This window comes from Chishuiella changwenlii, assembly GCF_900142565.1.
Lineage (GTDB): Bacteria > Bacteroidota > Bacteroidia > Flavobacteriales > Weeksellaceae > Empedobacter > Empedobacter changwenlii.
Genome location: NZ_FRBH01000002.1, coordinates 308,143 through 331,211, shown reverse-complemented (window position 1 = coordinate 331,211; position 23,069 = coordinate 308,143). Strand labels below are relative to the sequence as shown.

Here is a 23,069-nt window from a genome sequence, read left to right as displayed (position 1 = left end):
TATGGCTAATAATACTTTAAAATTTGTTAAGAGTCTGTTTAAAATTATTTCTTAATCGGAATATATATTCTAGACTTTAGTTTAACACTATCTGTTTCTTTTGGATCATTTAGCATTACTTCTAACTGTTTATCTAGTAATTGTAATTTTTTAGATTTCGCATAGTTCTTCATTTTATCAACAGTTTGTTGTCTTTTAGAACGAGGACCTAAATGTAGAGATAATAAATATTGCCCTTTTGGAACAACAACTTTTTTCATTTCCCTTTGTAATGGTAAATCTTCTATTAATTGTATTCCTGCAAAAAATGTTACTTTATCTTTATTAAAATCGGTGTAATAGATATAAGGAAAACCTAAATCGAAATCAACACCTCCTTCTTTATTCGCTAAAGATTTATAAATTGTACCGAAGGCATTATCAATATCATTCATAATATCTTTTTCGGATAGTTTAGATTGTTTTTTTATTGCTAGTAAATTAACTTTTGAAAACTCTACAATTCTATATTCTCCATAATTTAATTTCCCTTCTTTCTTATCTTTATCTAATCGTACTTTAACTTGATTATTTAAATGATCCATTGATTCCTCAAACTTAGATTTTGGATTTTTAAAGAATGAAAAATAACGGTAGAAATAAGGTATGTCTTGACTTAAGTAATTTAATCTAGCAATTGTTTTTCCGTTTTCTTCTTGTACGAATTGTACATTTAAACTGTCTAATTTTTCCCACCCATCGTATTTAATGGTGTAGTTAACGAAGTTATTAATTGAGAAGTTATCAACAGTTATTTTTCCAGAAGCTACAGATGCATTTTCAGAATCCCAAATCATATAATTCTCCTCGTCTTCATTTTTATTAGAAAACTTTTTAACCGTTAAAGAATCTGAAGCTGTGAATTGTTGCCATTTGGAAAATTGACGAAGATTATAAAATTCATCATAAACCAATCCTATTGGAGCATCAAATTCATGTTCAAATTTTTCATCAAAACGACTTGGTAAAACAATTGGGACTAATGCAATTAACGCAATTACTATAACTAAGAAAAAATTTATTTGTTTCATTTACTAGATTGAATATACAAAAATATAAATACTTTATTGGACTTGACAGATTTATGAAAAATTAATCTCAAAAAATAGTATATTTGAGTAAACATATTAAAACTTATGGATTTAAATTCTTTATTATCAGGTTCAATTGGACAACAAATCATAGGATCTGTTGCTTCTAAAATTGGTGTTGATGAAAGTCAAGCCAAAACTGCTGTAACTTCTGCTGTACCTATGTTATTATCTGCATTAAACAAAAATGCACAAAACGGAAATGCGGAAGGTATTGCGAATGCATTAGAAAAACACGACGGAAGTATTTTAGATAACCTTTCTGGTTTTCTAGGTCAAGGAGGTAATCAACAAGATGGACAAGGTATTCTTGGTCATATTTTAGGAGATAAACAACAAAATGTTGAGTCTGCTATTTCTCAACAATCTGGTTTAAGTACTAATCAGGTTACACAAGTTTTAGCAATGGTTGCTCCAATTGTAATGGGATTTTTGGGTAAAGAAAAACAAGCACAAGGTGCAGATTCTTCTGGAATACAAGGTTTATTAGGTAATTTATTAGGAGGTGCAACTTCTGGTGAAGGAATAAACTTAGGAGGATTTGAAAAAATGCTCGACCAAGATGGTGACGGAAAATTAGGAGCTTCTGACGTAATGGGAATGTTAGGAGGTTTCTTTAAGAAATAATTTTTAAAAAAATATCATATAAAAGAGCTGTGTTAGAATTCTAAAACAGCTCTTTTTGTTTGTAACTATTACTACTTGAATTATTTTTATATTAAGTGATACTTTCCTTTTTTTTTAAATAAATATTTTGCATTAGTTTTATTGACAATTATTAACACTATTATATGAGAAAAACTTTACTTTCTGTTTGTTCTCTCTTTTTAATGATTTTCCTTTCAGCGCAAGAAGTCGTGTGGGAAAAATCTATTGGTGGAGAACATGCTGAATATTTATATAATGCCATTCCAACTCCAGATTATGGTTTCCTTATTCTTGGAAGTTCGGCTTCTGATGCTACGGGTGACATCAAAAAAAATAACCAAGGAAGTTTAGACTATTTTCTATGGAAAATGGACGAAAATGGAAAACAAGAATGGCAAAATTCTTTTGGTGGAAGTGGAACAGATTTTCTGTATGCAGCTAAACCTACTCCAGATGGTGGTTATATCTTAGCTGGTGCTTCTACTTCTACTAAATCTGGTGATAAAACTAGCGAAAACCAAGGTGCTGAAGATATTTGGATTATTAAAATTGATGCTAATGGTAACTTACAATGGCAACAAGCTTTTGGTGGAAATGGAAATGATATTCCTACAGATGTTTTAGTTACAGAAGATGGTGGCTACCTTATTGCTGCCAACTCTAACTCTACTCCATCTGAATTAAAGAAAAGCGAAAACTTTGGTGGAAACGATTATTACATGATTAAGCTCGATAAAAAAGGTAAACTTATTTGGGAGAAAACCTTTGGTGGTACTTATGATGATAAAGTAAAATCTATTCTACAAACAAAAGATGGTTTCATATTGGTTGGAAACTCTAATTCTCCTGCAAGTGGAAATAAAACGGTTGAGCAGAACGGAAATAAAACATGGATTGTTGAAATTGATAATGAAGGAAACATTCGTTCTGAAAATAGTCTTGGTTTAAACAATGAAAATTATTTAATTTCTGCTGAGCAAAAAGAGGATCATTATCTGTTTGCTGTTAACGAAAAAAATGGAAGTAAAATAACTTCTAAAGTTATTGAAACAGATTTTAGTCTTCAACCAATTAAAACAACTGAATTAAAAGTTGAAAATAATTTATCGATTACTGAAATTAGAAATGTTAATGATAGTTTCCTTTTAACTGCTAATAAAATTTCAAGTTTACAAGAAGCTACTTCAGGCGAAATTGAAAGTTACTACATCACTAAATCATTCGATAAGAATGGAACTTCTGTTTGGGAAAAGAAATTTGGTGAAAAAGGTTTTAATTATTTAGAGAAAGCAATCACAACACGTGATGGTTCTACTATTTTATTTGGAAATTCTACTCAACAAGCAAAAGGAAACAAAGGACAATCGGATTTTTATTTGGTGAAATTAGGAAAAGAAGGTGACGATATAAAACGTATATCATTAGAAGTTTATCCTAATCCTACTTCAGATATTGTGAATGTAATTATCAACAAAGAGTTTACGACTTCTTCTATCGAAGTTTATAACCTTGCTGGACAGCATCTACAAACTAAAGATGTAAAATACCGTTCTACTCCTATTTCTTTAGGAAGTTACCCTGGTGGTGTTTACATCTTAAAAATTAAAACAGATAACAAATCTGAATCTATTAAAATTATTAAAAAGTAATCATGAAAAAAATATACTTACTATTTCTTTTAGGAATGGTGAACTTTCTGAGTGCACAAGAAAATAATAGTAATATTCCTAAAATATTTCCACCTTCTCCTAATGCTTATCAATTAGGAAATTATGGAAATATAGAAATAGGTGAATTTACAGGATCTTTTCAAAATAAGATTGATCTTTTATCGTATAGTATTGGTAATATAAAACTTCCTATTTCTTTAAATTATTCTTCTAGTGGAATTAAAGTTGATGACTATAATTCTACAGTAGGATTAGGATGGGGATTAGATGCGGGAGGAGTTGTTTCTGTTATTACTAGAGGATTAAATGATTCCTATTTTGATTTTACAGTATTAGCAGATAATGCTCCAACCTCTTTTAAAAATAGATTTATACAAGATGCTGCTGGAGAAGATGTTATAAATACTGAAAGAGATTTGTATAGACTTAATATTAGCGGAATCTATTCTACGCAATTTGTTATAAATGACAACAAAATACTTGAAGCTAAACAAAGTGATTATTTAATAAACCTTGCAAATAAATCTTTTACAGTAAAAGATTTAAATGGAACTAAATATACTTTTGATTTAGTAGAAAGTACAACAACAAGAAGTATAGGTGCAGGTTGGTCTATGCGAAATTATAATGGAAATTCTGCGTTTTATTTAACAAAAATTGAAGATAAAAATGGATACATCGTCTCAATTTCATATGAATCAGAATTCTTAGAATATACAACAGATCAATCTCAAAGTTATGAATTCTTACTTAATTCATATAATGTGCCTAATGGATGTTCTTCTAAAAGTGTAAAAGGATTATCTCCTATGATGCAGACAAGAATGCAGACAAGTACATATAGAATTAAACAAATTACTAATAATAAAGACAATTCTGTAATATCTTTTGAATATGCTAACTTATTTTTTGATACAGAAAATAGAACAAATTATTTAAAAAGAATAAAGTATCAAATTGGTGATTACTTAATAGAAGACATTAATTTAGATTATCTTATTACAGCTAATCATCGTGTATTTTTAAAAGATTTAAATTATTTAGATAAAACTAAGAAATATTCTTTTACATACGATAATCCTAATTTACTTCCTAAAAGATTAACTTTAGCTCAAGATTATTGGGGATATTATAATGATGGAAATGGGACAACTCTTGTCCCAAGTGTTGAAAATTTTGAGTATTTAAATTATCCAAAATCTAATAGACAGTTAAGTGAAATTAAATCAAAAATTGGTTTAATTACAGAAATAAAATATCCAACTAAAGGAACTTCTAAAATTGAATATGAAAATAATAGTTATTACGGAAAGCAAACCACTCTACCTATAAAAGAAGTAGATTATTTAAATGTCTATTCCGGAATTTCAGGAATTGGAAATAAAAATTTAACCTTTAGCTCTCCTGTTGATCAAAAAGTAGAAATTTATTTAGAAGTGAAATTTGATGATAATTCTGTGGAATGTAGAGATGCAGATGACACAAATCGTCAAAGAATGAATGTTAGATTACTTAGTCAAAATGGAACTCCAATTGGTATTAATAATTCTACTAATCCAATATCTATACCATTTTACAGTATCACAATAACAAAAAATCTTAATGGAACCTATTATGCTAATTTACAAAAAGGACAAAATTATATTTTAGAAGTTTCAGGATTATCTCCATCATGTTCAAGAGGATTTGCATATATAAAATATTACAAACAAAATCCAATTGAAAATTTCACCAATATATTAACTGGAGGAAATAGAGTAAAAAGTATCCAAAACATTTCAGATAATCATACTAATACAGTTAGATATCATTATGCAAAAACATCCGATTTAACAAAATCATCAGGAGAACTAGGATATAACCCATATTTTATAAAAAAATCAACGAAACTGTCTTATTGCTCAAGTCCAAGTACTTCTGGACCTACACTGCCAGGAATGTACACACCTTATGAAACATATAGTATAGGATCAAGTAGTTTAATACCATTAGCAGGAAATGAAGGAAGTCATATTCAGTACAAATTTGTATCAAAAAGTTTTGGAGGAGATAATTTTGAAAATGGTGGAGAACAGAAAGAATTCATTATAAATAGAGATGCTGTTGCAGCTCATTATGCTGGAACTGACAGCAACGAAGCTCAATATTCAAATACTGGTTGGGATAATGGTATAGAAAAACAAAATTTAATTTTTAATAAAAATTTAAAAACTCTGAAAGATACTAGATTTGAATATTTTTATAATGAGAATAAAAAAATAGAAGTAAATAACATTATATCTCGTGAAAACAGTAAACCAGATGGTCCTGTAGGAATGCATTTACATCAATGTACAGCTGATGATATTAATAACTCCTCATATGGTTATAAGCTTTGTACAAAAATTGGTGATGATTTTCCATATCATACACAAGATAACATGTCGATATTTTACAATGCATATCAATATAAATCAATTTCTCATAATTATAATTTATCTAAAACCACAACAACAGAATATTTTGAGAATAATGAGCCTATTGTAACTGAAATTAACTACATCCACGATAGTGAAAATCATACACAATTAACAAAACAGACTACAAAAAATAGTAAAGGAGAAGTACTAACAACAGAATACAAATATCCACCTGATTTAACAACTGGTTATGTTGAAAGTACTAAAATGAATCGTTTAGTTAATGAAAATCGTATTGCAGAGCCTATTATTGTTAAACAAAAAGTTGGAAATACGTATGTATCAGAAGTTCATAATCAATACAATGAATTTTATGGAATCTTACAAAAATCTGCTGTTTTTCAGAAAAAAGGTAATGGTATTGAATTAAATAGAACTACTGATCGTAAAATAGTGTATAATAGTTACGACGCTAAAGGAAATATAACACAATATACAGTAGAAAATGGTCTTCCTGTTGCTATTATTTGGGGATATAATACTCAATATCCTATTGCTAAAATAGAAGGAACTAACTATTCTGCAGTGGAACAATTTGTTACTGATTTACAAAATTTAAGTAACAATGGAAGTCTAACTAAAGATTCGTTTAGTGGTTTACGTACAGCTTTACCAAATGCAATGATTACAACTTATGTTTACAAACCATTAGTAGGTGTTACACAGATTACAGGACCAAATGGAATTTCAGAAAATTATACGTATGATTCTGCAAATCGTTTAGAAGAAATTAAAAACGATAAAAACGAAGTTTTAAAAACATTTCAATACAACTATAAACCTTAAGCTAAATTTAAATGAAACACTTTTATAAAATTATTTATAGTACTAGTTTGGCTTTAAGTTTTACAAGTACAATATCTGCTCAAACAACAACAGAAAACTTTGTTCGTACAATTGAATGTTTAAAAGAGGATTGCTCTAAGAAAAAAGAAACTGTTGTTTATTTTGATGGTCTAGGTAGAGAAAAACAGGCTTTACAAGTTGCTGGCTCTCCTACTGGAAAAACAATTATAACTCCTTTTGATTATGATGGATTTGGACGCCAAGAGAAGGAGTTTTTACCTTTTCCTGCTACAGATGGTTCCAACCAAATTAGTCCGCAAACTAATGGAACCTCTTTTTACAATACTTTAACGGGAGATACAACACCATATTCTCAAAAAACATTTGAGAATTCTCCTCTTAATCGCGTCCTTTTCCAAGCTGCACCTGGTGAATCATGGAAAAAAGGTTCAAATCATGAAATAGGATTTTCTTATGAATCAAATATCACAGACGAGGTTCTTCGTTTTGATGTTTCACTTTCATTAACTCTTGTCCCAAGTTTAGTTCCAAATGGAAGTTATCTACCTAATACGCTTTATAAAACGGTTACCACAGATGAAAATAAACAACCTATTGAGGAGTTTAAAGACCAAGAAGGAAGAGTAGTTTTAAAACGAATTGATATTCCTGTTGTAACAGGTAATTCATCTGGTAGACACGATACGTATTATGTGTATGATGTTTATGGAAATTTAACGTATGTACTTCCTCCAAAATTAATAGAGGTTGGAAATTACATAGATAACTTAGCTGAATTAGGTTACCAATACCAATACGATGATAAAAACAGATTAGTTGAAAAGCAACTTCCAGGAAAAGGAAGAGAATTCATGGTTTATGATACGCAAGATCGTTTAACTCTACAACAAGATGCCAATCAACGTTCAGCAATTAACAAAGGTTGGACATTCTTTAAGTATGATAAATTTGGACGCATTGTTTATTCTGGTTTCTTTAAAAACACTGCTACTAGAAGTGCCATGCAATCTGCATTAAATAATAAAAGAACACCTAATAATGAAGAAAGAACTTCAACTGTTTATAGCAATAATGGTACAACTATTTATTATACAAATGAACAATTTCCTAATGGTAGTTTAACTGTACAAACCGTTAATTATTACGATAATTACGAAAGTTTAGAGATGGTTGCTGGTTCTTTAATAGCAGGTCAAGAGCTTATAGGTGAAAATGACACAAGAACAAAAGGATTAGCAGTAGCGACATTAACTAATGTTTTAGGTACAACAACATGGAATAAGTCTTATACTTTTTACGATACAGAATATGTACGTCCTGTAACAACTCATTTAGAAAATTACTTAGATGGTTTTCAAACAACTTCCTCTTCTTTAGATTTTAGAGGAAAAGTTTTAAATACAGTTACCAGACATAAGTTAGATGATATAAATACTCCTGAAATAACGATTAATGAAGTTTTTGATTATTATGATAATGAGTTATTAAAATCACAAACACACCAAATAAATGGTGGTCCTACACAGAGAATCTCATCTAATAATTACAATGAAATCAATCAATTAGAAAGTAAAAAAGTAGGGAGTAATAATTATTCAGATTATCTACAAATCGTAGATTATAAATACAATATTCGTGGTTGGTTAACAGATATTAATAATATTGATGCTGAAGAAACAGGTACTTTTAAAGACTTATTTGCTTTACGTTTAAATTATGATAAAAAAACAAAATCTAAATTTAGAACTTTGCACAATGGAAATATTACTGAGATTCTTTGGAAAAATTCTTTAGAGAATAAAGTAAGAAGTTATGGATATAATTATGATAACTTGAATAGATTATTGAAAGCAGAATCTATAAAAGGTGAAAATGAAGTTCTTAATGCTCATAATGAAGAAGTAATAGGATATGACAAAAATGGAAATATTCTTGGAATAATTCGTTCTGGAAGCCAAGATTTATCAAGTAATCCTGTTTGGATTGATAATTTAGTTTATGATTATCAAACTAATTCTAATAAATTATTAAGTGTAACTGATACAACTACAGAACAAAAAGGTTTTAAAGATGGAAACTCATCAGGAAACGATTATAATTATGATAGTAATGGTAATTTAGTTCAAGATTTAAACAAAGGTATTACGAAAATAACTTATAATGATTTAAATTTACCTACAGAAGTACTTTGGAATGCTTCAAAAAAAATTAATTATCTTTATGATGCGAGCGGAATAAAATTAAAGAAAACTGTTACCAATAATAATATTGTAACTGTTACATATTATGCAAATGGTTTTCAGTACGAAGAGGAATTATTTGAATTAGGAAATCAAAAAAGAGTTCTTCAATTTTTTCCAACAGCAGAAGGTTATGTAAATGTTAAAAACGGATCAAAGTTTAACTATGTTTACAATTATACAGATCATTTAGGAAATGTACGTTTAACTTATGAAGGAGGTCTTACTGGAAATTTAACTATTTTGGAAGATAATAATTATTATCCGTTCGGATTAAAACATACAGGTTATGGATATCGTAGACCTATTGATTATGATATGGACGATACTCTACCTGTTGATCCTCCAGGAGGAGGATTTACTCCTTTCCCAGAAGAACCTGTAACAATAGCATCTATAGGAATACAAGATAATCCTTCGAATGGTAGAAAAACTTATAACTATAAATACAACGGAAAAGAGTTGCAAACAGATTTAGACATTAATCTTTACGATTACGGTGCTCGTAATTATGATCCTGCTTTAGGACGTTGGTTTAATATTGATCCAATGGCAGAGAAAATGAGACGTCATTCACCTTACAACTATGCGTTTAATAATCCTATTCGTTTCATAGATCCTGATGGGATGGCGCCAAGTGATATTATTTTAAGCGGAACTAAAAAAGAGCAAGATGCATATCTTGGAATGCTTAAAGCTTCAACTGGTAACAATTATTCTATAAATTCTTCTGGTAAATTACAAAATAATGGAGCTGATGCGAACTTTACAGGAACTAAATCCGCAGAATTAGCTAAGGTAATAGATAATGGAATAAATTCTTCAACAACATATAATATTGGATTAACTGGAGGGAAAGGAGATGATAAGGGAGTATTTATAGATAGTTATAATGAAATGAAGATAGATGTTACTGATTTGAAAAAATTAGGTGATGCAAGTACAGCTTTACAAGGAGCGGCAATAGGGCATTTTATAAATGAAATTCAGGAATCTGGAGGTTTTACTCCTGCTCATGCAGCAAGTTTAGGTGTAGAAGGTAAAATCTATGGTGAATTGGTTGGAGATAGCTCGATTACTACAAGAACTGATTTTGCGACAGGAGCTGCTTCAAATGGTTTCCAAACTGTTATATATGATTATAATTCTACTAATAAGTTTGAATTACAACAAGGAGCTACATCTACAACAAAACAAACCACAGTAAATATCGGAGGGGTTAACATACCTTCTACAGAAATTACATCAAGCCCAACTGGAGAATTAAAATCTGTAAAAAAATTACCATGAGACTATTAATATTATATGGAATAATGTTCTTTTTGTTCTTCAACTGTAAAGCACAAGAAAAAATGACATTACGTTATGTTGATCATCAATACAAGGAAACTAAAAACAAAAGTTTTGTAAATAATGAACTCGTATTTATAAAGAGTGAAGACACTTTGAGAATGAATGTCAAAGTTCCTTTTAAACAAAGTAATGCACAAATTATAAATCGAGGTATTTTCTATAATTGTCATTTAAAAGAAAATACTATATACACTATTACGTTGAAAAAGATATGTATAAATGATATTCCTGAGGCATTTAATAGTTACTATAGAACAAATACTATTACTGATAAAACAGATTGTTCAAAATTTACAGAGATAAAAAACAATACTAATTACGAGTACAAAGGAGATTACGAAAAATATGTAGATATTGATAATGTATTGTATGAAATTATTGAATTAAGTCCTAATACTGGATGTTTTTATCCACATTAGTAGTATAACGGAGAATGTTATAACCGTATTATTTCAACCCAATGTTCACAATACCACAAAAGGCAAACGTTGGTTTGCCTTTTGTTATTTTATAAAGTTGCTACATTTAATTAAATGAAAATTTTGTCATAAGAGAGATTATAACAACTACAGCAACAGGATACATTAATGTGCAAAAAAAGAAAAACATAATATGAAGAATTTGTTAGTTATTTTTATAATACCCTTTATTTTTTCATGTTCTTTAACTAAGTCAAAAAATAATTTAATAGACCAGATAATCTCGGCTTATGAGTTGTATGAAAAAACTAAAACAAATGGAGATGTATATGTAGCATTAGGTATAGAATCTGCTGATATATATGTTTATTCAAAAAATGATTCAGTAATTCAAACTCCAATTTATAGTTTATTCTACTTACATGATAAAGATGAATATAAAAACTATCCATTAAAAAATTTTATTCAGAAAATAATAGATAAAGAACTAATAATTGATGAAGAAAAATTTCATACAATTGCAATGATTAATTCTTTTTCAATTGATAATACTTTAATTAAGGAGTATGATAAAATAGGTTTTGAAAAATTTAAGAATAAATATTCTTTTTTAGATAAACATGTGAATGCTATATTTTTAAATCATTTGAAGATGAAAATAAAAGATTAACGATTAAATACATTTTTTATAAAAACAATTATTTCACTCAGTCAAATTCTAGCGGAGCCAAAAGAATTATAAATTGGTAAAAAACAAATAGAAAAAGAAATCAATAATTAACTAAATAGTGCAAAATTGTTTTATGAAATATTATACTTTTCTATTTTTAAGTATCTTATTATTAGTTTCATGTAGTTCTAATTTTACAAATAAGAGATATGTATATATAAACGAAAGTAAAGAACACGATATTGAAATTATGTTTTTTAAAGATTCTACATTTATCCTAAAAGATGTGTATGGATGCAATAAAATGGGACAAAAAGGAAATTGGAGTTTTCTTAATAAAAGAAACAATAATAAATTGAATACTTCAATTATTTTAAAAGACACTACAAAGGTCTCAGTTTCAACAAATATGCATAATAAGATAATTTACTCTTACACAAGTAGTTTAGATAATAAAAAATATATGTATACTGAAAATTCTTACTTTCTTTTAATAAATATTGATACAGCATACTTTACAGATAAGAACATTTTAAAGATTAATAATTTTGAGTTTGTTCATTTTAATGGGAATATTGAAAAAAAGAGAATAAAAATTCTTGAAAAACAGCTTACTAATAAAGTTGGTAAAAAAATATATATTGAAACTTTAGGAAAAGGAATTAGTTCAAAAAAAGCTAGAGAAAATCTTAAAATATGTAAATAGTTAATTTACGAAGATTATCCTCGTGACTACAAAAAAGATTAATTTTTAAAACAACAAAAGCCAGCTAAATACTGGCTTTTGATATTTTATAATGTAGCTACATTTTATTAAATGAACACCTAATTAAATGACTGTCTAAACTCTAAAGGAGATAAACTCGTTTTCTTTTTAAAGAGTGTACTAAAAGACTGTGAATGTTCAAACCCTAATTTGTAAGCAATTTCACTTACCGAAAATTGAGTTGTTGAAAGCTCTTCTTTCGCTTTATTAATAAGTTTTTCGTGAATATGTTGCTGTGTATTTTGTCCTGTATGAATACGCAAAAAGTCACTCAAATAATTTGGAGAAAGATTCATGGCTTCAGCAATTTGATGAACAGTTAATAATCCTTTATCTGAAAAATCTTCATCAAAATAACTGTTTAAAAAGGCTTCAAATTTTGTTAAGATTTGATGATTACCACTTTTCCTTGTAATGAATTGTCTTTCATAAAAACGTTTTGAATAATTTAATAATAATTCAATTTGAGACAGAATAATTTCTTGTGTATATTGATCTATATGTTCACATTCTCTATCAATTTTATTGAAAATTTCTAATAAATTATTTTCTTCATCTTCCGATAAATGTAAAGCTTCATTTACTGCATAAGAGAAAAATCCGAAACTTGAGATTTTAGTAGCTAAACGATGTTTTAATAAAAAATCTTCATGAAAAATTAAAAGATAACCTTTATTCTCACAATCAATAGTTTCTAAATCTAGATACTGAATCTGATTTGGAGCTGTAAAACTCAGTACTCCTTTATCATAATCATAATATTGTTGTCCGTATTTTATTTTACCTGTCGCTTCTCTTTTCAGTGCAACACAATAATACTGACTTACAAAACCTTTCCATACATCGTCTTCTATAAAAACACTTTCAGAAAGGTTAATAACACTAACCCAAGGATGCTTTGGTTCTGGAAGCGATAATAGTTTATGAAATTGTGAAATAGATTTTATTATGTTCATACTACTTATGGTGTTAAAACATTATTATGTTGAGATTCTTTAAAAATAGACAGTTTAGTAATCCAAAAGTCCCATACCAAATTCGTCATATGTTGCGCCAGTATCTGTTCCTAAAGGTACAATATTTTCCAATTTCTGAATATCAGAATCAGTCAATATAATCGTACTTGCTTCAATATTTTGTTCTAAATATTTTCTACGTTTTGTTCCTGGAATAGGAATAATTCCTTTGCTAATAATCCAAGCTAAAGCCAATTGAGAAGGTGTAATTTCTTTTTCTTTTGCCATAGTTTCAATAGCTTTTACTAATTCAATATTTTTGTAAAAATGAGCTTCTTGAAAACGTGGTATTCCTCTTCTAAAATCATTTTCTGGTATATCGTCAATCGTTTTGATATTTCCAGACAGAAAACCTCTTCCCAAAGGCGAGTAGGCTACAAAACCTATTTCCAATTCATTTAAAGTTTGAATAACACCTCTTTCTTCCACCGTTCTTTCAAATAATGAATATTCACTTTGAACTGCCGAAATAGGATGAACTTTATTTGCTCTTTTTACCGTTTCAGATGATACTTCTGATAAACCTATGTAACCTATTTTTCCTTCTTTTACCAAATCACTCATCGCTCCAACTGTTTCTTCTATTGGAATATTCTTATCAAGACGGTGCATATAGTAAAGATCGATGTAATCTGTTTTTAGATTCTTAAGGGAACGTTCTACAGATTTTTTTACATAATCTTTACTCCCATTAATTCTCCACGTTACTTGTTTGTTATCATCAATCTCCCAACCAAATTTCGTTGCAATAATGTATTTATCACGATTTCCGTCAATAGCTTTTGCTATAAGTTGTTCATTTTTAAAAGGACCATATAAATCTGCGGTGTCTAGAAAATTACCTCCCAACTCCAAAGAACGATGAATAGTTGCTATTGCTTCTTTCTCGTCAGATTTTCCATACATGTCTGCATCTCCAAAACCTGTCATTCCCATACATCCCAAACCAATATTTGGAATTACTAATCCTTGATTTCCTAATTTTACTTTATTCAATTTCATACTATTAAATTTTATTAGTACAAATTTCATCTAAAGCTAAAATCCTAATGTATGCAAAATGGGGATTATCGTATGCAAATTACAGATAGGCATTTTTATATTATAGAAATTATATTTTTTTCTCTTCTAAAGGTAATACAACCTTGTATCCTACTCCACGAACAGATTCAAATTTTATTTGTTGATCGTGAATAAAATATTTTCGCAAACGTGTCATAAAAACATCTAAACTACGTCCCATAAAATAATCATTTTCACCCCAAATAGTTTCTAATATTTCTTTCCTAGAAACCAATTGATGATTATGTTGAATAAAATAATACAACAGTTCTGTCTCTTTTTCTGTTAATTGAAAAACCTCATCTTTATATTGAAGAGTTAATTGATTTCTATTAAAACTATAATTTCCGATTTGAATTATTATATCTGAAAAAGATTGATTTCTCTTTAATATATTTTTTATTCTCAACAACAATTCTTCTGGATCGCAAGGTTTTGTAATATAATCATCAGCTCCTATTTTGAGTCCTAATATTCTATCAAAACTTTGACCTTTTGCTGTAAGAAATAAATAAGGAATAGGCGTTAATTCTTTTAATTGTTTAGCCAAAGTAAAGCCATCTATCTCTGGCATCATAACATCTAATATTACTAATTCAGCCGTTTTTAAATGATCCAAATTTGATAGAAACTCTTGCGGATGATTAAACCAAATAACTTCAAAATCAGAAAATTCGAGATATTGTTTTAAAACCATTCCCAAGTCTAAATCATCTTCTACTAAAATAAGTTTAGTTTTCATTTGGCAACACAATTTTAAATTCAACTCCTTTTTCTGCGTTATTCTGCAATGTTATTTTGCCGTTGTAACTATCTACAATAGTTTTTATAATATACAATCCAACTCCAAGTCCATTAATGTGTTGATTAATTGTTCTATCTACACGATAATATTTATCAAATACATGTGGAATATCTTTTACTGGAATCCCAATTCCATCATCTGTAAAAGTTAATTTTATTTTTCGATTAAAATCAAAATTTAAATTACAATTCGTAGCACCATATTTCACAGAATTTTCGATCATATTTTTTACGATTTGCTCAAAATCATACTGACTCAGTAAGTGGTTATATTCGAAATTAATTGTTGATAAAATAGTAATTGTTGCATATTGATTTTTTAAATCATCAATTACTTTTATCATGGATAATTTGTCCAACAAAACATCGTTCTTATTATCTTTTATTAGAATTGTTTCTATCGTATTTTCTAATCGATTAATCTGTCTTTTAATAACTTGTTTCGTCTCCAAATCTTGAATATTCTGAGATGCAAATTTTAATGTTGTAATTGGTGTATTTAATTCATGTGCAATAGAATCTATGGTTAAATGCAACTGATTATTTTTATCTTCTTGTTTTGTAAGATTTTTTAAACTTTTCCAGTATAAATAGACAATTAGACCAATTATTAATAAACTTATTAAAATAAGTGGTATAATTTTTTTAATGATTAAAAATTTAAGATTCAATAGTTCGAAATCAATTTTAGCTTTTATCTTATATTTATGTCTTTCTGATTTTTCTGTTCCAAGTTTATCATCTTTCTCAGTATTCAAATCATCTGTAGACCACACACTTTCGTTAATATTCATAGGATGAATAATCTTTCGCTTAGATTCATAAAATATAAACGATTGATTTGGAATGATTAATTCTTTCTTATTAATTTCATCATAAACAGAATAAACTTCGGAGCGAATGGCTATCTCAAAACTATGTTGAGCATTATAGAAATTAATTAAAGAATCTACAATTTCTCTATATTGTGAATTTGTAAAATTTGCTTTGTTTTGAATAACTTGTAATTCGCTAATTTGTTTATCCTTCTCGTGATTTAATCGCTTAAAATAAGCAAGTAGTTTATCGTTGTTAATATCATTTTTCTCATCCATATCATTCATAACTTTTGTCGCTATTTCTCTAGATGAGAGAATTAAATCTCTTTCAATTAATCTATACGAATTATAGATATAATAGGCTTGCAATGCAACTAAGATTAGTAGAACAATTGCAAACAAAGATGAATAATATTTTTTTGGAAGTTTCATACTCAAAAATACTATGTTTTTCTACACAAACAGCACATTAACTCATCGTTAACCGTTCATTAACCGATTCTGATACAGATATAAATGAGATTTGTTGAAAATATATAACCCATGAAAAATTTTATTTATTTTCTATTTCTTCTTCCAAATTTTGTTTTATCACAAACAATTACAGGAAAAATTGTAAATAATGAGCAGCAACCTCTTTCATCTATTTCTATTGAAATTGAAACAAGTAAGAAAGAAAATTTTAATTTAGAATCTGATGAAAATGGAAATTTCATATTTGATCTTAATCAAGCAGATACATATACAGTATACATCAAAGAATATGGTTTTATACCATTTGAACAACTTTTTGAACAAAATAAGAATAGTATAGAAATTAGTTTATTAAAAGATGAAACCATAGATTTAAAAGAAGTATCTATTTCTGGTCAAAAACCGATGTTAAAAAGAAAGATTGATCGACTAGAATTTAATGTTGAAAATACTCCTCTTCAGAATCTCAGTGCATGGGATATCGTAAAAAACACGCCGAATGTTTTAGCAAAAGATGACCAATTAAGTGTTCGTGGTAATACACAGATTTTAGTTACAATTAATGATAAACGAACATTAATGACACAAGATCAGTTAAAACAATTATTAGAAAACACAGAGGGCTCTGCCGTTTCTGCTGTAGAAGTAATTACAAATCCTCCTGCAAAATATGAAGCTTCTGGAAGTGCTATTATTAATATAAAAATGAAGAATAATACACTTACAGGATACAAAGGAATGTTGTATGCACGCTATCATCAATCTATTTATTCTAAAGGAATGTTAGGTACATCGCAAACCTATAATAAAAATAAGTGGCAATTAACAGGAAGCTACTATTTTGTAAATGGAAAATACATCCGAAAAAATTTAGATGTTGTAACCTATGAACAACAAAGAACAAAATGGGAAAGTGATATGATCCGTAGAACTGTAGCTAAGGAACAACATATTTACAATTTTGCTTCACAATATTCTATAGATAGTTTACAGAATATTCAATTTGGTCTTAATGGGTCTAACAATCCTGCCTCTATCGGAAATTATAAGGTTCCTACAAGTATTTATAACATCGATACTAATACAATTGAATCTAATTATCTTACACAAAACAATCGCCACGAATACACAAATCGTTTTAATTCTTATTTAATTTATGATAAGAAGATTGGTAAACACAATTTTACATGGACCAACAATTTTAGTTTAAGTCATTACAAAGAAAATCAAGGTGTTTTAACGCAACTAAATTTTAAAGATCAACCTTCTAATGAAAATGAGTTTAGAACGAATAATATACAAGATGTAAAATTATATTCAACTCAAATTGATTATTCATTTAATGCTGATAATTATGGATTAGAAACTGGAACAAAATATAGTCATGTATTAAATGATAATTCATTACAATTTTATGAAAGAATAGATAATGATATTGTTTATCAACCTGAAAAAAGTAATCTTTTTAATTACAAAGAACAAATTCTTGCTTTTTATGTTTCTGGAAATTATAAATGGAATAAATGGGAAGCAAAAGCAGGTTTAAGAACAGAATCTACATGGATTGATACCTCATCTAATAATCCGTTGAGTAATAACAAGAGAATAAGAACGGATATATTTCCTACTGCTTATCTTACTTATTCTTTTAATGATAAGAAACAGTTAGGTTTTAATTATGGAAAACGAATTGATAGACCTGATTATAGCTTTCTTAATCCATCTAAATCATATTATAATTTATATGCATACTTCCAAGGAGATGCAAATTTAAAATCGACAATTATTCACAATTTAAGTTTGTCCTATACTGTTAACGATTGGAATTTTGAAGCTTATTATCGTTACGAAAAAGATCCTGCAATGGAAATCTCTTATCAAAATAATGCTGATAATATTGTAGTTTATAATTTTACTAACATTAAAAATGGAGAAGCATTAGGAGCTAATTTATCTAAAAGTATCAGTTTAAAATCATGGTGGAAAGTGAATGTATTTGCAATGGGAGAATACAACCAGAATTATTATTTTGGGAAAACTGATGAAATGGAAAATCAGCTTTATAAAAATGATGTTTTCTTTTATCATTTAAATCTTAATACTCAACTCGACATTGATAAAGCCAAAACATTTAATGTTTTTGTTGGATACAGATATAATTCTAAAGCGATACAAGGTTCTTTTAATATTAGCTCTTCACAAAATCTCTACACGATTATTAATAAAAAATTCAATAACAAGAAATTTGAAATAGGATTAACCTTTAATGATATTTTTAGAACTGACCGTAATACGATCTCTACACGCTATGCAAATCAAAATCAATACTTCAAGGATTATCGCGACACACAATACTTTCTAATTAACTTAAAATACAATTTTGGGAATCAAAAATTAAAAGATGTAAAAGAAATTAAAAAAACAACTGAACAAAATAGAATTTAAACGTTTTTTTTATTAGATTTGAGATAATTAGTTTACAATAATATGACATAATGATAACTTTAAAACGTACAGATTCTACAAATATCCATTTTACTAGCTTGGTAAAGGAATTAGATTTAGATTTAAAAATAAGAGATGGAGAAGAACATGATTTCTTTGCTCAGTATAATAAAATCGATTTAATTCAACATGTTGTTGTTGCTTATTTTAATGACCAACCTATTGGTTGTGGAGCAATAAAACATTATGCAGATAATATAATGGAAGTAAAGAGAATGTACGTAAAAGAAAGTTACAGGGGAAAAGGAGGCGCAACTAGGGTTCTAAAAGAATTAGAAACTTGGGCATCGGAATTAGGTTATGACAAATGTATTTTAGAAACAGGTTTAAAACAACCAGAAGCTATTGCTCTTTATGAGAAATCTAATTACAAAAAAATTAGAAACTATGGTCAATATGAACATGTGGAAAGTAGCGTTTGTTTCGAGAAACACATTGTTTAATTTTTCAATAAAACTTATTTAGATTATGAAAAAACTTATACTTATTCTTTCCATTGTTGTTTTAAATACCTCTTGTCATTCTAATCAAGCTATTAAGAACGAAGACAAATCTGAACAGAAAATGTTTCAACATAGAATTACAGTAAAAGATTTAGAGAATTCAAAACCTATTGTTGTAAAAACAGACAAAGGTTATATGAATGTATATTCTGTTATTATTTATACAGATAATCCTTCCGAATTAGAAGAAAAAGGAATTGCTGTACAATCTAAATCTACACGATTTGTAACTGCGCTTATTAAAAAAGAAGATTTAGAAAAAATATACCAATTAAAATCTGTTAAATCAATCTCTCTACCAAAAATGGATTACTTACATGATGACAAATTAAACTAACAACTAATTTTATACACACACAATATGATTAAAAATTTACAAAAACTTACTGATTTTAAAGTAATAAAATCAAGATCGTTACCTCTTTTAGGTTCTCTCTTATTATTAGCTGGTGGATATGCATCTGCACAATATAAAATAGATCCAAGATTTGAAAACCTTATTAAAGAGAGAAAAAATAATCTATCTCAAAAAACTAGTAATACTTTAATAAATGACGAAGTATTGCCTATTACATCTTTAATTTCACCAGATGGAACTGTAAAAGAATATTATCAAGCAATTATTTACACTAAAAATGCTGATCAATTAAAAAAAGATGGTTTTATAATACAATCTGAATCTAAAGATTTTGTTACTGCTTTACTTTCTGAAAATGATCTTAATCTTTTACGTAGTAATAAAAATGCTTCTAGAGTTAAACTTCCTCGAATTGATTATTTAAACAATCAATCGAATGTAATTGAATCTGGAGCTGCACTATTACAAAGTGGAGTTTTAAATGGTACAAATTATACAGGAAAAGATATTTTAGTTGGAGTTTATGATACTGGTATTGACTTTACACATCCAGATTTTATTGATCCTGTAACAAAACTATCTCGTATTTTTAGTATTTGGGATCAAACATTAACACCTAATGCTAGTGAGAATTCTCCTAATATATATACTGATCCCACAGCTAATTTCGGAGTAGAATACACACAAACTCATATCAATGATGAGATAGATGGTACACCTGCAAATTATATCAGAGAGAAAGATATTAATGGACATGGTACACACGTTGCTGGAACTGCTGCTGGTAATGGTTCTGCTTTAGATGGAGCGCCACACAAAGGTATGGCTCCCGAAGCTACTTTAGTTATTGTAAAAGGAGGAAACGGAGGCTTCCCTGCTACAAATACAATAGCTGCATTAGACTATTTTAAAAAAATAGCAGATGAACAAGGTAAACCTATCGTTGTTAATATGAGTATCGGTGGACATGGTAGTGCACATGATGGAAAAACTGAACATGAAATAAAAGTTAACGATTTTGCAAACTCTGGTCCAGGACGTATTGCTGTAATTTCTGCAGGAAATGAGGGAATAGGAAATATACATCAAAGGATTGCATTAGCTCCAAGTGAGAAAAAAATATTTAAAATTCAAGTAGGTGCAAACAGTGTTACAACAGCTCTTCCTGTATTTGGATTTGCTGCATTTTCAAAAGAAAACAACAAAGACTTAGAAGATATAACTGCTTCAATAAAAGGACCAGACGGAAATACATTCATTCAAAAATATGATACTATATCTGGAAGTATTAATTATGTTAAGAATAGTTCTGGTGATAATATTACTAGATTAACAACCTATAATTATTCTGATTCAGATAAAAATGTGATAGAATTGATCGCAGCAAGAGTGAATAATACTTCAAACTCACAAGGTTTATATGAATTAGCTATTGAAAACACTTCGGATAGATCTCTGACATTTGATGGATGGTTATACTCTATTAATACTACTGTAGCTAATACAACTTTCCCAGAAGGAGATAATAATTATACTATAGGATCTCCTGGTACGGCAGATGAAGCGATTACAGTTGCCAACTATGTTGGAAATGTAGCCTTTGCTGTAAATAGTAGTGTTCCTAGTGCTAATGGTACTTATAGTGCTGGTACTACAAGAATGGAAACATTAAACTCTTCTAGTTCTAAAGGACCAAGAGCAGATGAGGCAAGAAAACCAGATATTGCTGCTGGTGGTACTTTCGTTATTTCTGCTAAAACAAAAGATGTTACGGATCCATATATTATTGATGGTAAGTACTATTCGCAAATGACAGGAACAAGTATGTCTTCTCCTGCTGTTGCTGGTAGTGTAGCACTTCTTTTACAAGCTAATAAACAATTAACTGCTAAAGAAGTAAAACAACGTTTAATAGAGAATGTGAATAAAGATAATTTCACAACTAATGCTTACACAAATGAGTTTGGTTATGGAAAATTAAACATTTATAAGGCCGTTAGCGCAGAAGTAAACAAATCAAATAATAATACTTCTTGTCCTATTAGTTTTAACTATACTGCAGCAAGTGATAATTTATCATATATTTGGGGAACTGCAAACGGAACTAATGCTCTTAATTATGGTACTTCAGCAAATGTTGCTGTAAAACTTACTGCAAATGCTACTGGTAAATTAGGAAATGTAACATATTTCTTAGGAAACTATAATACTAATACAGCTACTACTATTCCATTGATTGTTGAAATAAGAAAAGTAAATGCAACAGGTACTCCTAGTGATTTAATTGCGACAAAAACAATTAACAACATCAAAACATTAGAACAAGCTGGTTGGAATAACTTAAGTTTTGCAGATCAAAATATACACCTTATTACTGGACAAGAATTCTTTGTAGTAGTTAAAGCTGTAGGTCAAAATACAATTTTAGGTTCTGATTCAATAAATGCAACAGGAAAAACGTATTTTTCTACTAATGATGGTGCTTCATTTAATAATCTTCCTCAATACAATGCTAAAATCCGTGCAGCTGTATATGAAGACTTACCAGCTGTAAAACAATTAGCTACAAGTTCTAAAACTGCTACACAAGTTGTAGATTTAGGTTATAATCATTTTGTAAATGGATGCGAATTAATTACAAGAGTAGAAGCAAATGGTGCAGCTCCTATTTCTGGAAATACAACTGCTAAAGTTTGGATAGATTCAGATTTAGTAAACTTTGTACAAAGAAGAATAGAAGTTAATGCAACAAACAATAATAACATTTCTACTGGAAAAGTAACTTTATTTTACTCACAAGCAGATTTTGATACATACAACGCAAATGCTACAGTAAAATTACCTACTTCTTCAACAGACGAAGCAAACAAAGCAAATGTAGTTGTACATTATTTTGCAGGAACAAGTAATGATAATACTGGAAACCCAGCTTCTTATGGAACTTCTCCTGTTAATACTAAACTTACAGCTGATAAAGTGGTATGGAATGATACATATAAATATTGGGAAGTTACAGTAGATGCTGTAGGATTTGGAGGATACTTATTATCTACAAACACTACTTTATCTAATTTAGATAATACACTTTCTCAATTAGCTGTTTATCCTAACCCTGTTGTAAATGAATTATCAGTTAATTTACCATCGAATGTTAAAAATGCTCAAATCAATATTTTTGATGTAGCTGGTAGATCTGTAATTAAAACAGAAGTGAAACAATCTAGTGATAAGATCAATGTAAGTAATTTAGCAAAAGGTGTTTATATTGTAGAAATAAAAACAACTAATGGTACAGTTACTAAGAAAATAATCAAAAATTAATTTTTGATTAATACACATAAAAAAACTGAGCAATTGCTCAGTTTTT

At 28.4% G+C, this 23,069-nt stretch carries 16 protein-coding genes; 11 read left to right on the top strand and 5 right to left on the bottom strand.

Annotated features, from left to right (window positions below; translation table 11 throughout):
• Positions 1 to 44: 44 nt before the first annotated feature.
• On the bottom strand, positions 45 to 1,070 hold the full coding sequence (locus tag BUA86_RS03160) for a GyrI-like domain-containing protein (protein WP_072929773.1): 1,026 nt from the start codon (positions 1,068 to 1,070) through the stop codon (positions 45 to 47).
• A gap of 105 nt (positions 1,071 to 1,175) precedes the next feature.
• Between BUA86_RS03160 and BUA86_RS03155 the strand changes: the two genes are divergently transcribed.
• The 7 genes from BUA86_RS03155 to BUA86_RS03125 all read left to right on the top strand — a co-directional run bounded on the left by BUA86_RS03155 (position 1,176) and on the right by BUA86_RS03125 (position 12,102).
• A complete protein-coding gene (locus tag BUA86_RS03155; RefSeq protein WP_072929771.1) occupies positions 1,176 to 1,757 on the top strand; it encodes a DUF937 domain-containing protein in 582 nt (193 codons plus the stop codon).
• A 164-nt stretch (positions 1,758 to 1,921) separates the two neighbouring features.
• On the top strand, positions 1,922 to 3,427 hold the full coding sequence (locus BUA86_RS03150; protein ID WP_072929770.1) for a T9SS type A sorting domain-containing protein: 1,506 nt from the start codon (positions 1,922 to 1,924) through the stop codon (positions 3,425 to 3,427).
• A gap of 2 nt (positions 3,428 to 3,429) precedes the next feature.
• Complete coding sequence (locus tag BUA86_RS03145; protein WP_072929768.1) at positions 3,430 to 6,693, top strand: hypothetical protein; 3,264 nt, start codon at positions 3,430 to 3,432, stop codon at positions 6,691 to 6,693.
• An 11-nt stretch (positions 6,694 to 6,704) separates the two neighbouring features.
• Complete coding sequence (locus BUA86_RS03140) at positions 6,705 to 10,244, top strand: DUF6443 domain-containing protein (protein ID WP_083580279.1); 3,540 nt, start codon at positions 6,705 to 6,707, stop codon at positions 10,242 to 10,244.
• Positions 10,241 to 10,726 (top strand): hypothetical protein, encoded by a 486-nt coding sequence (locus tag BUA86_RS03135; RefSeq protein WP_143147224.1) that lies wholly within the window; start codon positions 10,241 to 10,243, stop codon positions 10,724 to 10,726. Before BUA86_RS03140 ends, BUA86_RS03135 begins: the two co-directional genes overlap by 4 nt.
• 193 nt (positions 10,727 to 10,919) lie before the next feature.
• Positions 10,920 to 11,396, top strand: a complete 477-nt coding sequence (locus BUA86_RS03130) for a hypothetical protein (protein ID WP_143147223.1) — start codon at positions 10,920 to 10,922, stop codon at positions 11,394 to 11,396.
• Between the two features lie 133 nt (positions 11,397 to 11,529).
• Positions 11,530 to 12,102, top strand: coding sequence for a putative periplasmic lipoprotein (locus BUA86_RS03125; RefSeq protein WP_072929760.1), 573 nt, complete (start codon positions 11,530 to 11,532; stop codon positions 12,100 to 12,102).
• 119 nt (positions 12,103 to 12,221) lie between these two features.
• Here BUA86_RS03125 and BUA86_RS03120 read toward each other — a convergent pair whose 3' ends face one another.
• The 4 genes from BUA86_RS03120 to BUA86_RS03105 form a co-directional block, all read right to left on the bottom strand.
• Entirely contained in the window at positions 12,222 to 13,118 is an 897-nt protein-coding gene (locus tag BUA86_RS03120; RefSeq protein ID WP_072929759.1) for a helix-turn-helix domain-containing protein, read from the bottom strand.
• Positions 13,119 to 13,172: 54 nt separating this feature from the next.
• Entirely contained in the window at positions 13,173 to 14,180 is a 1,008-nt protein-coding gene (locus BUA86_RS03115; RefSeq protein WP_072929838.1) for an aldo/keto reductase, read from the bottom strand.
• A 109-nt stretch (positions 14,181 to 14,289) separates the two neighbouring features.
• The gene (locus BUA86_RS03110) at positions 14,290 to 14,982 is read right to left on the bottom strand and encodes a response regulator transcription factor (protein WP_072929756.1); all 693 of its coding nucleotides are present in this window, start codon (positions 14,980 to 14,982) and stop codon (positions 14,290 to 14,292) included.
• The gene (locus BUA86_RS03105) at positions 14,972 to 16,294 is read right to left on the bottom strand and encodes a sensor histidine kinase (RefSeq protein ID WP_072929755.1); all 1,323 of its coding nucleotides are present in this window, start codon (positions 16,292 to 16,294) and stop codon (positions 14,972 to 14,974) included. The genes BUA86_RS03110 and BUA86_RS03105 overlap by 11 nt, the downstream gene beginning before the upstream one ends.
• 111 nt (positions 16,295 to 16,405) lie before the next feature.
• Here BUA86_RS03105 and BUA86_RS03100 point away from each other — a divergent pair, with 111 nt between their 5' ends.
• From BUA86_RS03100 to BUA86_RS03085, 4 genes are read left to right on the top strand one after another with little or no spacing between them, the layout of a single operon-like run.
• A complete protein-coding gene (locus BUA86_RS03100; protein ID WP_072929753.1) occupies positions 16,406 to 18,781 on the top strand; it encodes an outer membrane beta-barrel family protein in 2,376 nt (791 codons plus the stop codon).
• A gap of 50 nt (positions 18,782 to 18,831) precedes the next feature.
• On the top strand, positions 18,832 to 19,284 hold the full coding sequence (locus BUA86_RS03095; protein WP_072929751.1) for a GNAT family N-acetyltransferase: 453 nt from the start codon (positions 18,832 to 18,834) through the stop codon (positions 19,282 to 19,284).
• A gap of 25 nt (positions 19,285 to 19,309) precedes the next feature.
• Complete coding sequence (locus BUA86_RS03090; protein ID WP_072929750.1) at positions 19,310 to 19,681, top strand: hypothetical protein; 372 nt, start codon at positions 19,310 to 19,312, stop codon at positions 19,679 to 19,681.
• Between the two features lie 24 nt (positions 19,682 to 19,705).
• Positions 19,706 to 23,023, top strand: coding sequence for a S8 family peptidase (locus BUA86_RS03085; RefSeq protein ID WP_072929748.1), 3,318 nt, complete (start codon positions 19,706 to 19,708; stop codon positions 23,021 to 23,023).
• Positions 23,024 to 23,069 lie beyond the last annotated feature (46 nt).

Bases quoted from the DNA above. Each gene is read 5' to 3' on its own strand.
- BUA86_RS03090 (WP_072929750.1), top strand. From the start codon at position 19,310: ATGAAAAAACTTATACTTATTCTTTCCATTGTTGTTTTAAATACCTCT.
- BUA86_RS03125 (WP_072929760.1), top strand. From the start codon at position 11,530: ATGAAATATTATACTTTTCTATTTTTAAGTATCTTATTATTAGTTTCA.
- BUA86_RS03115 (WP_072929838.1), bottom strand. From the start codon at position 14,180: ATGAAATTGAATAAAGTAAAATTAGGAAATCAAGGATTAGTAATTCCA.
- BUA86_RS03085 (WP_072929748.1), top strand. From the start codon at position 19,706: ATGATTAAAAATTTACAAAAACTTACTGATTTTAAAGTAATAAAATCA.
- BUA86_RS03160 (WP_072929773.1), bottom strand. From the start codon at position 1,070: ATGAAACAAATAAATTTTTTCTTAGTTATAGTAATTGCGTTAATTGCA.
- BUA86_RS03140 (WP_083580279.1), top strand. From the start codon at position 6,705: ATGAAACACTTTTATAAAATTATTTATAGTACTAGTTTGGCTTTAAGT.
- BUA86_RS03105 (WP_072929755.1), bottom strand. From the start codon at position 16,294: ATGAAACTTCCAAAAAAATATTATTCATCTTTGTTTGCAATTGTTCTA.
- BUA86_RS03130 (WP_143147223.1), top strand. From the start codon at position 10,920: ATGAAGAATTTGTTAGTTATTTTTATAATACCCTTTATTTTTTCATGT.
- BUA86_RS03155 (WP_072929771.1), top strand. From the start codon at position 1,176: ATGGATTTAAATTCTTTATTATCAGGTTCAATTGGACAACAAATCATA.
- BUA86_RS03095 (WP_072929751.1), top strand. From the start codon at position 18,832: ATGATAACTTTAAAACGTACAGATTCTACAAATATCCATTTTACTAGC.
- BUA86_RS03120 (WP_072929759.1), bottom strand. From the start codon at position 13,118: ATGAACATAATAAAATCTATTTCACAATTTCATAAACTATTATCGCTT.
- BUA86_RS03145 (WP_072929768.1), top strand. From the start codon at position 3,430: ATGAAAAAAATATACTTACTATTTCTTTTAGGAATGGTGAACTTTCTG.
- BUA86_RS03135 (WP_143147224.1), top strand. From the start codon at position 10,241: ATGAGACTATTAATATTATATGGAATAATGTTCTTTTTGTTCTTCAAC.
- BUA86_RS03150 (WP_072929770.1), top strand. From the start codon at position 1,922: ATGAGAAAAACTTTACTTTCTGTTTGTTCTCTCTTTTTAATGATTTTC.
- BUA86_RS03110 (WP_072929756.1), bottom strand. From the start codon at position 14,982: ATGAAAACTAAACTTATTTTAGTAGAAGATGATTTAGACTTGGGAATG.
- BUA86_RS03100 (WP_072929753.1), top strand. From the start codon at position 16,406: ATGAAAAATTTTATTTATTTTCTATTTCTTCTTCCAAATTTTGTTTTA.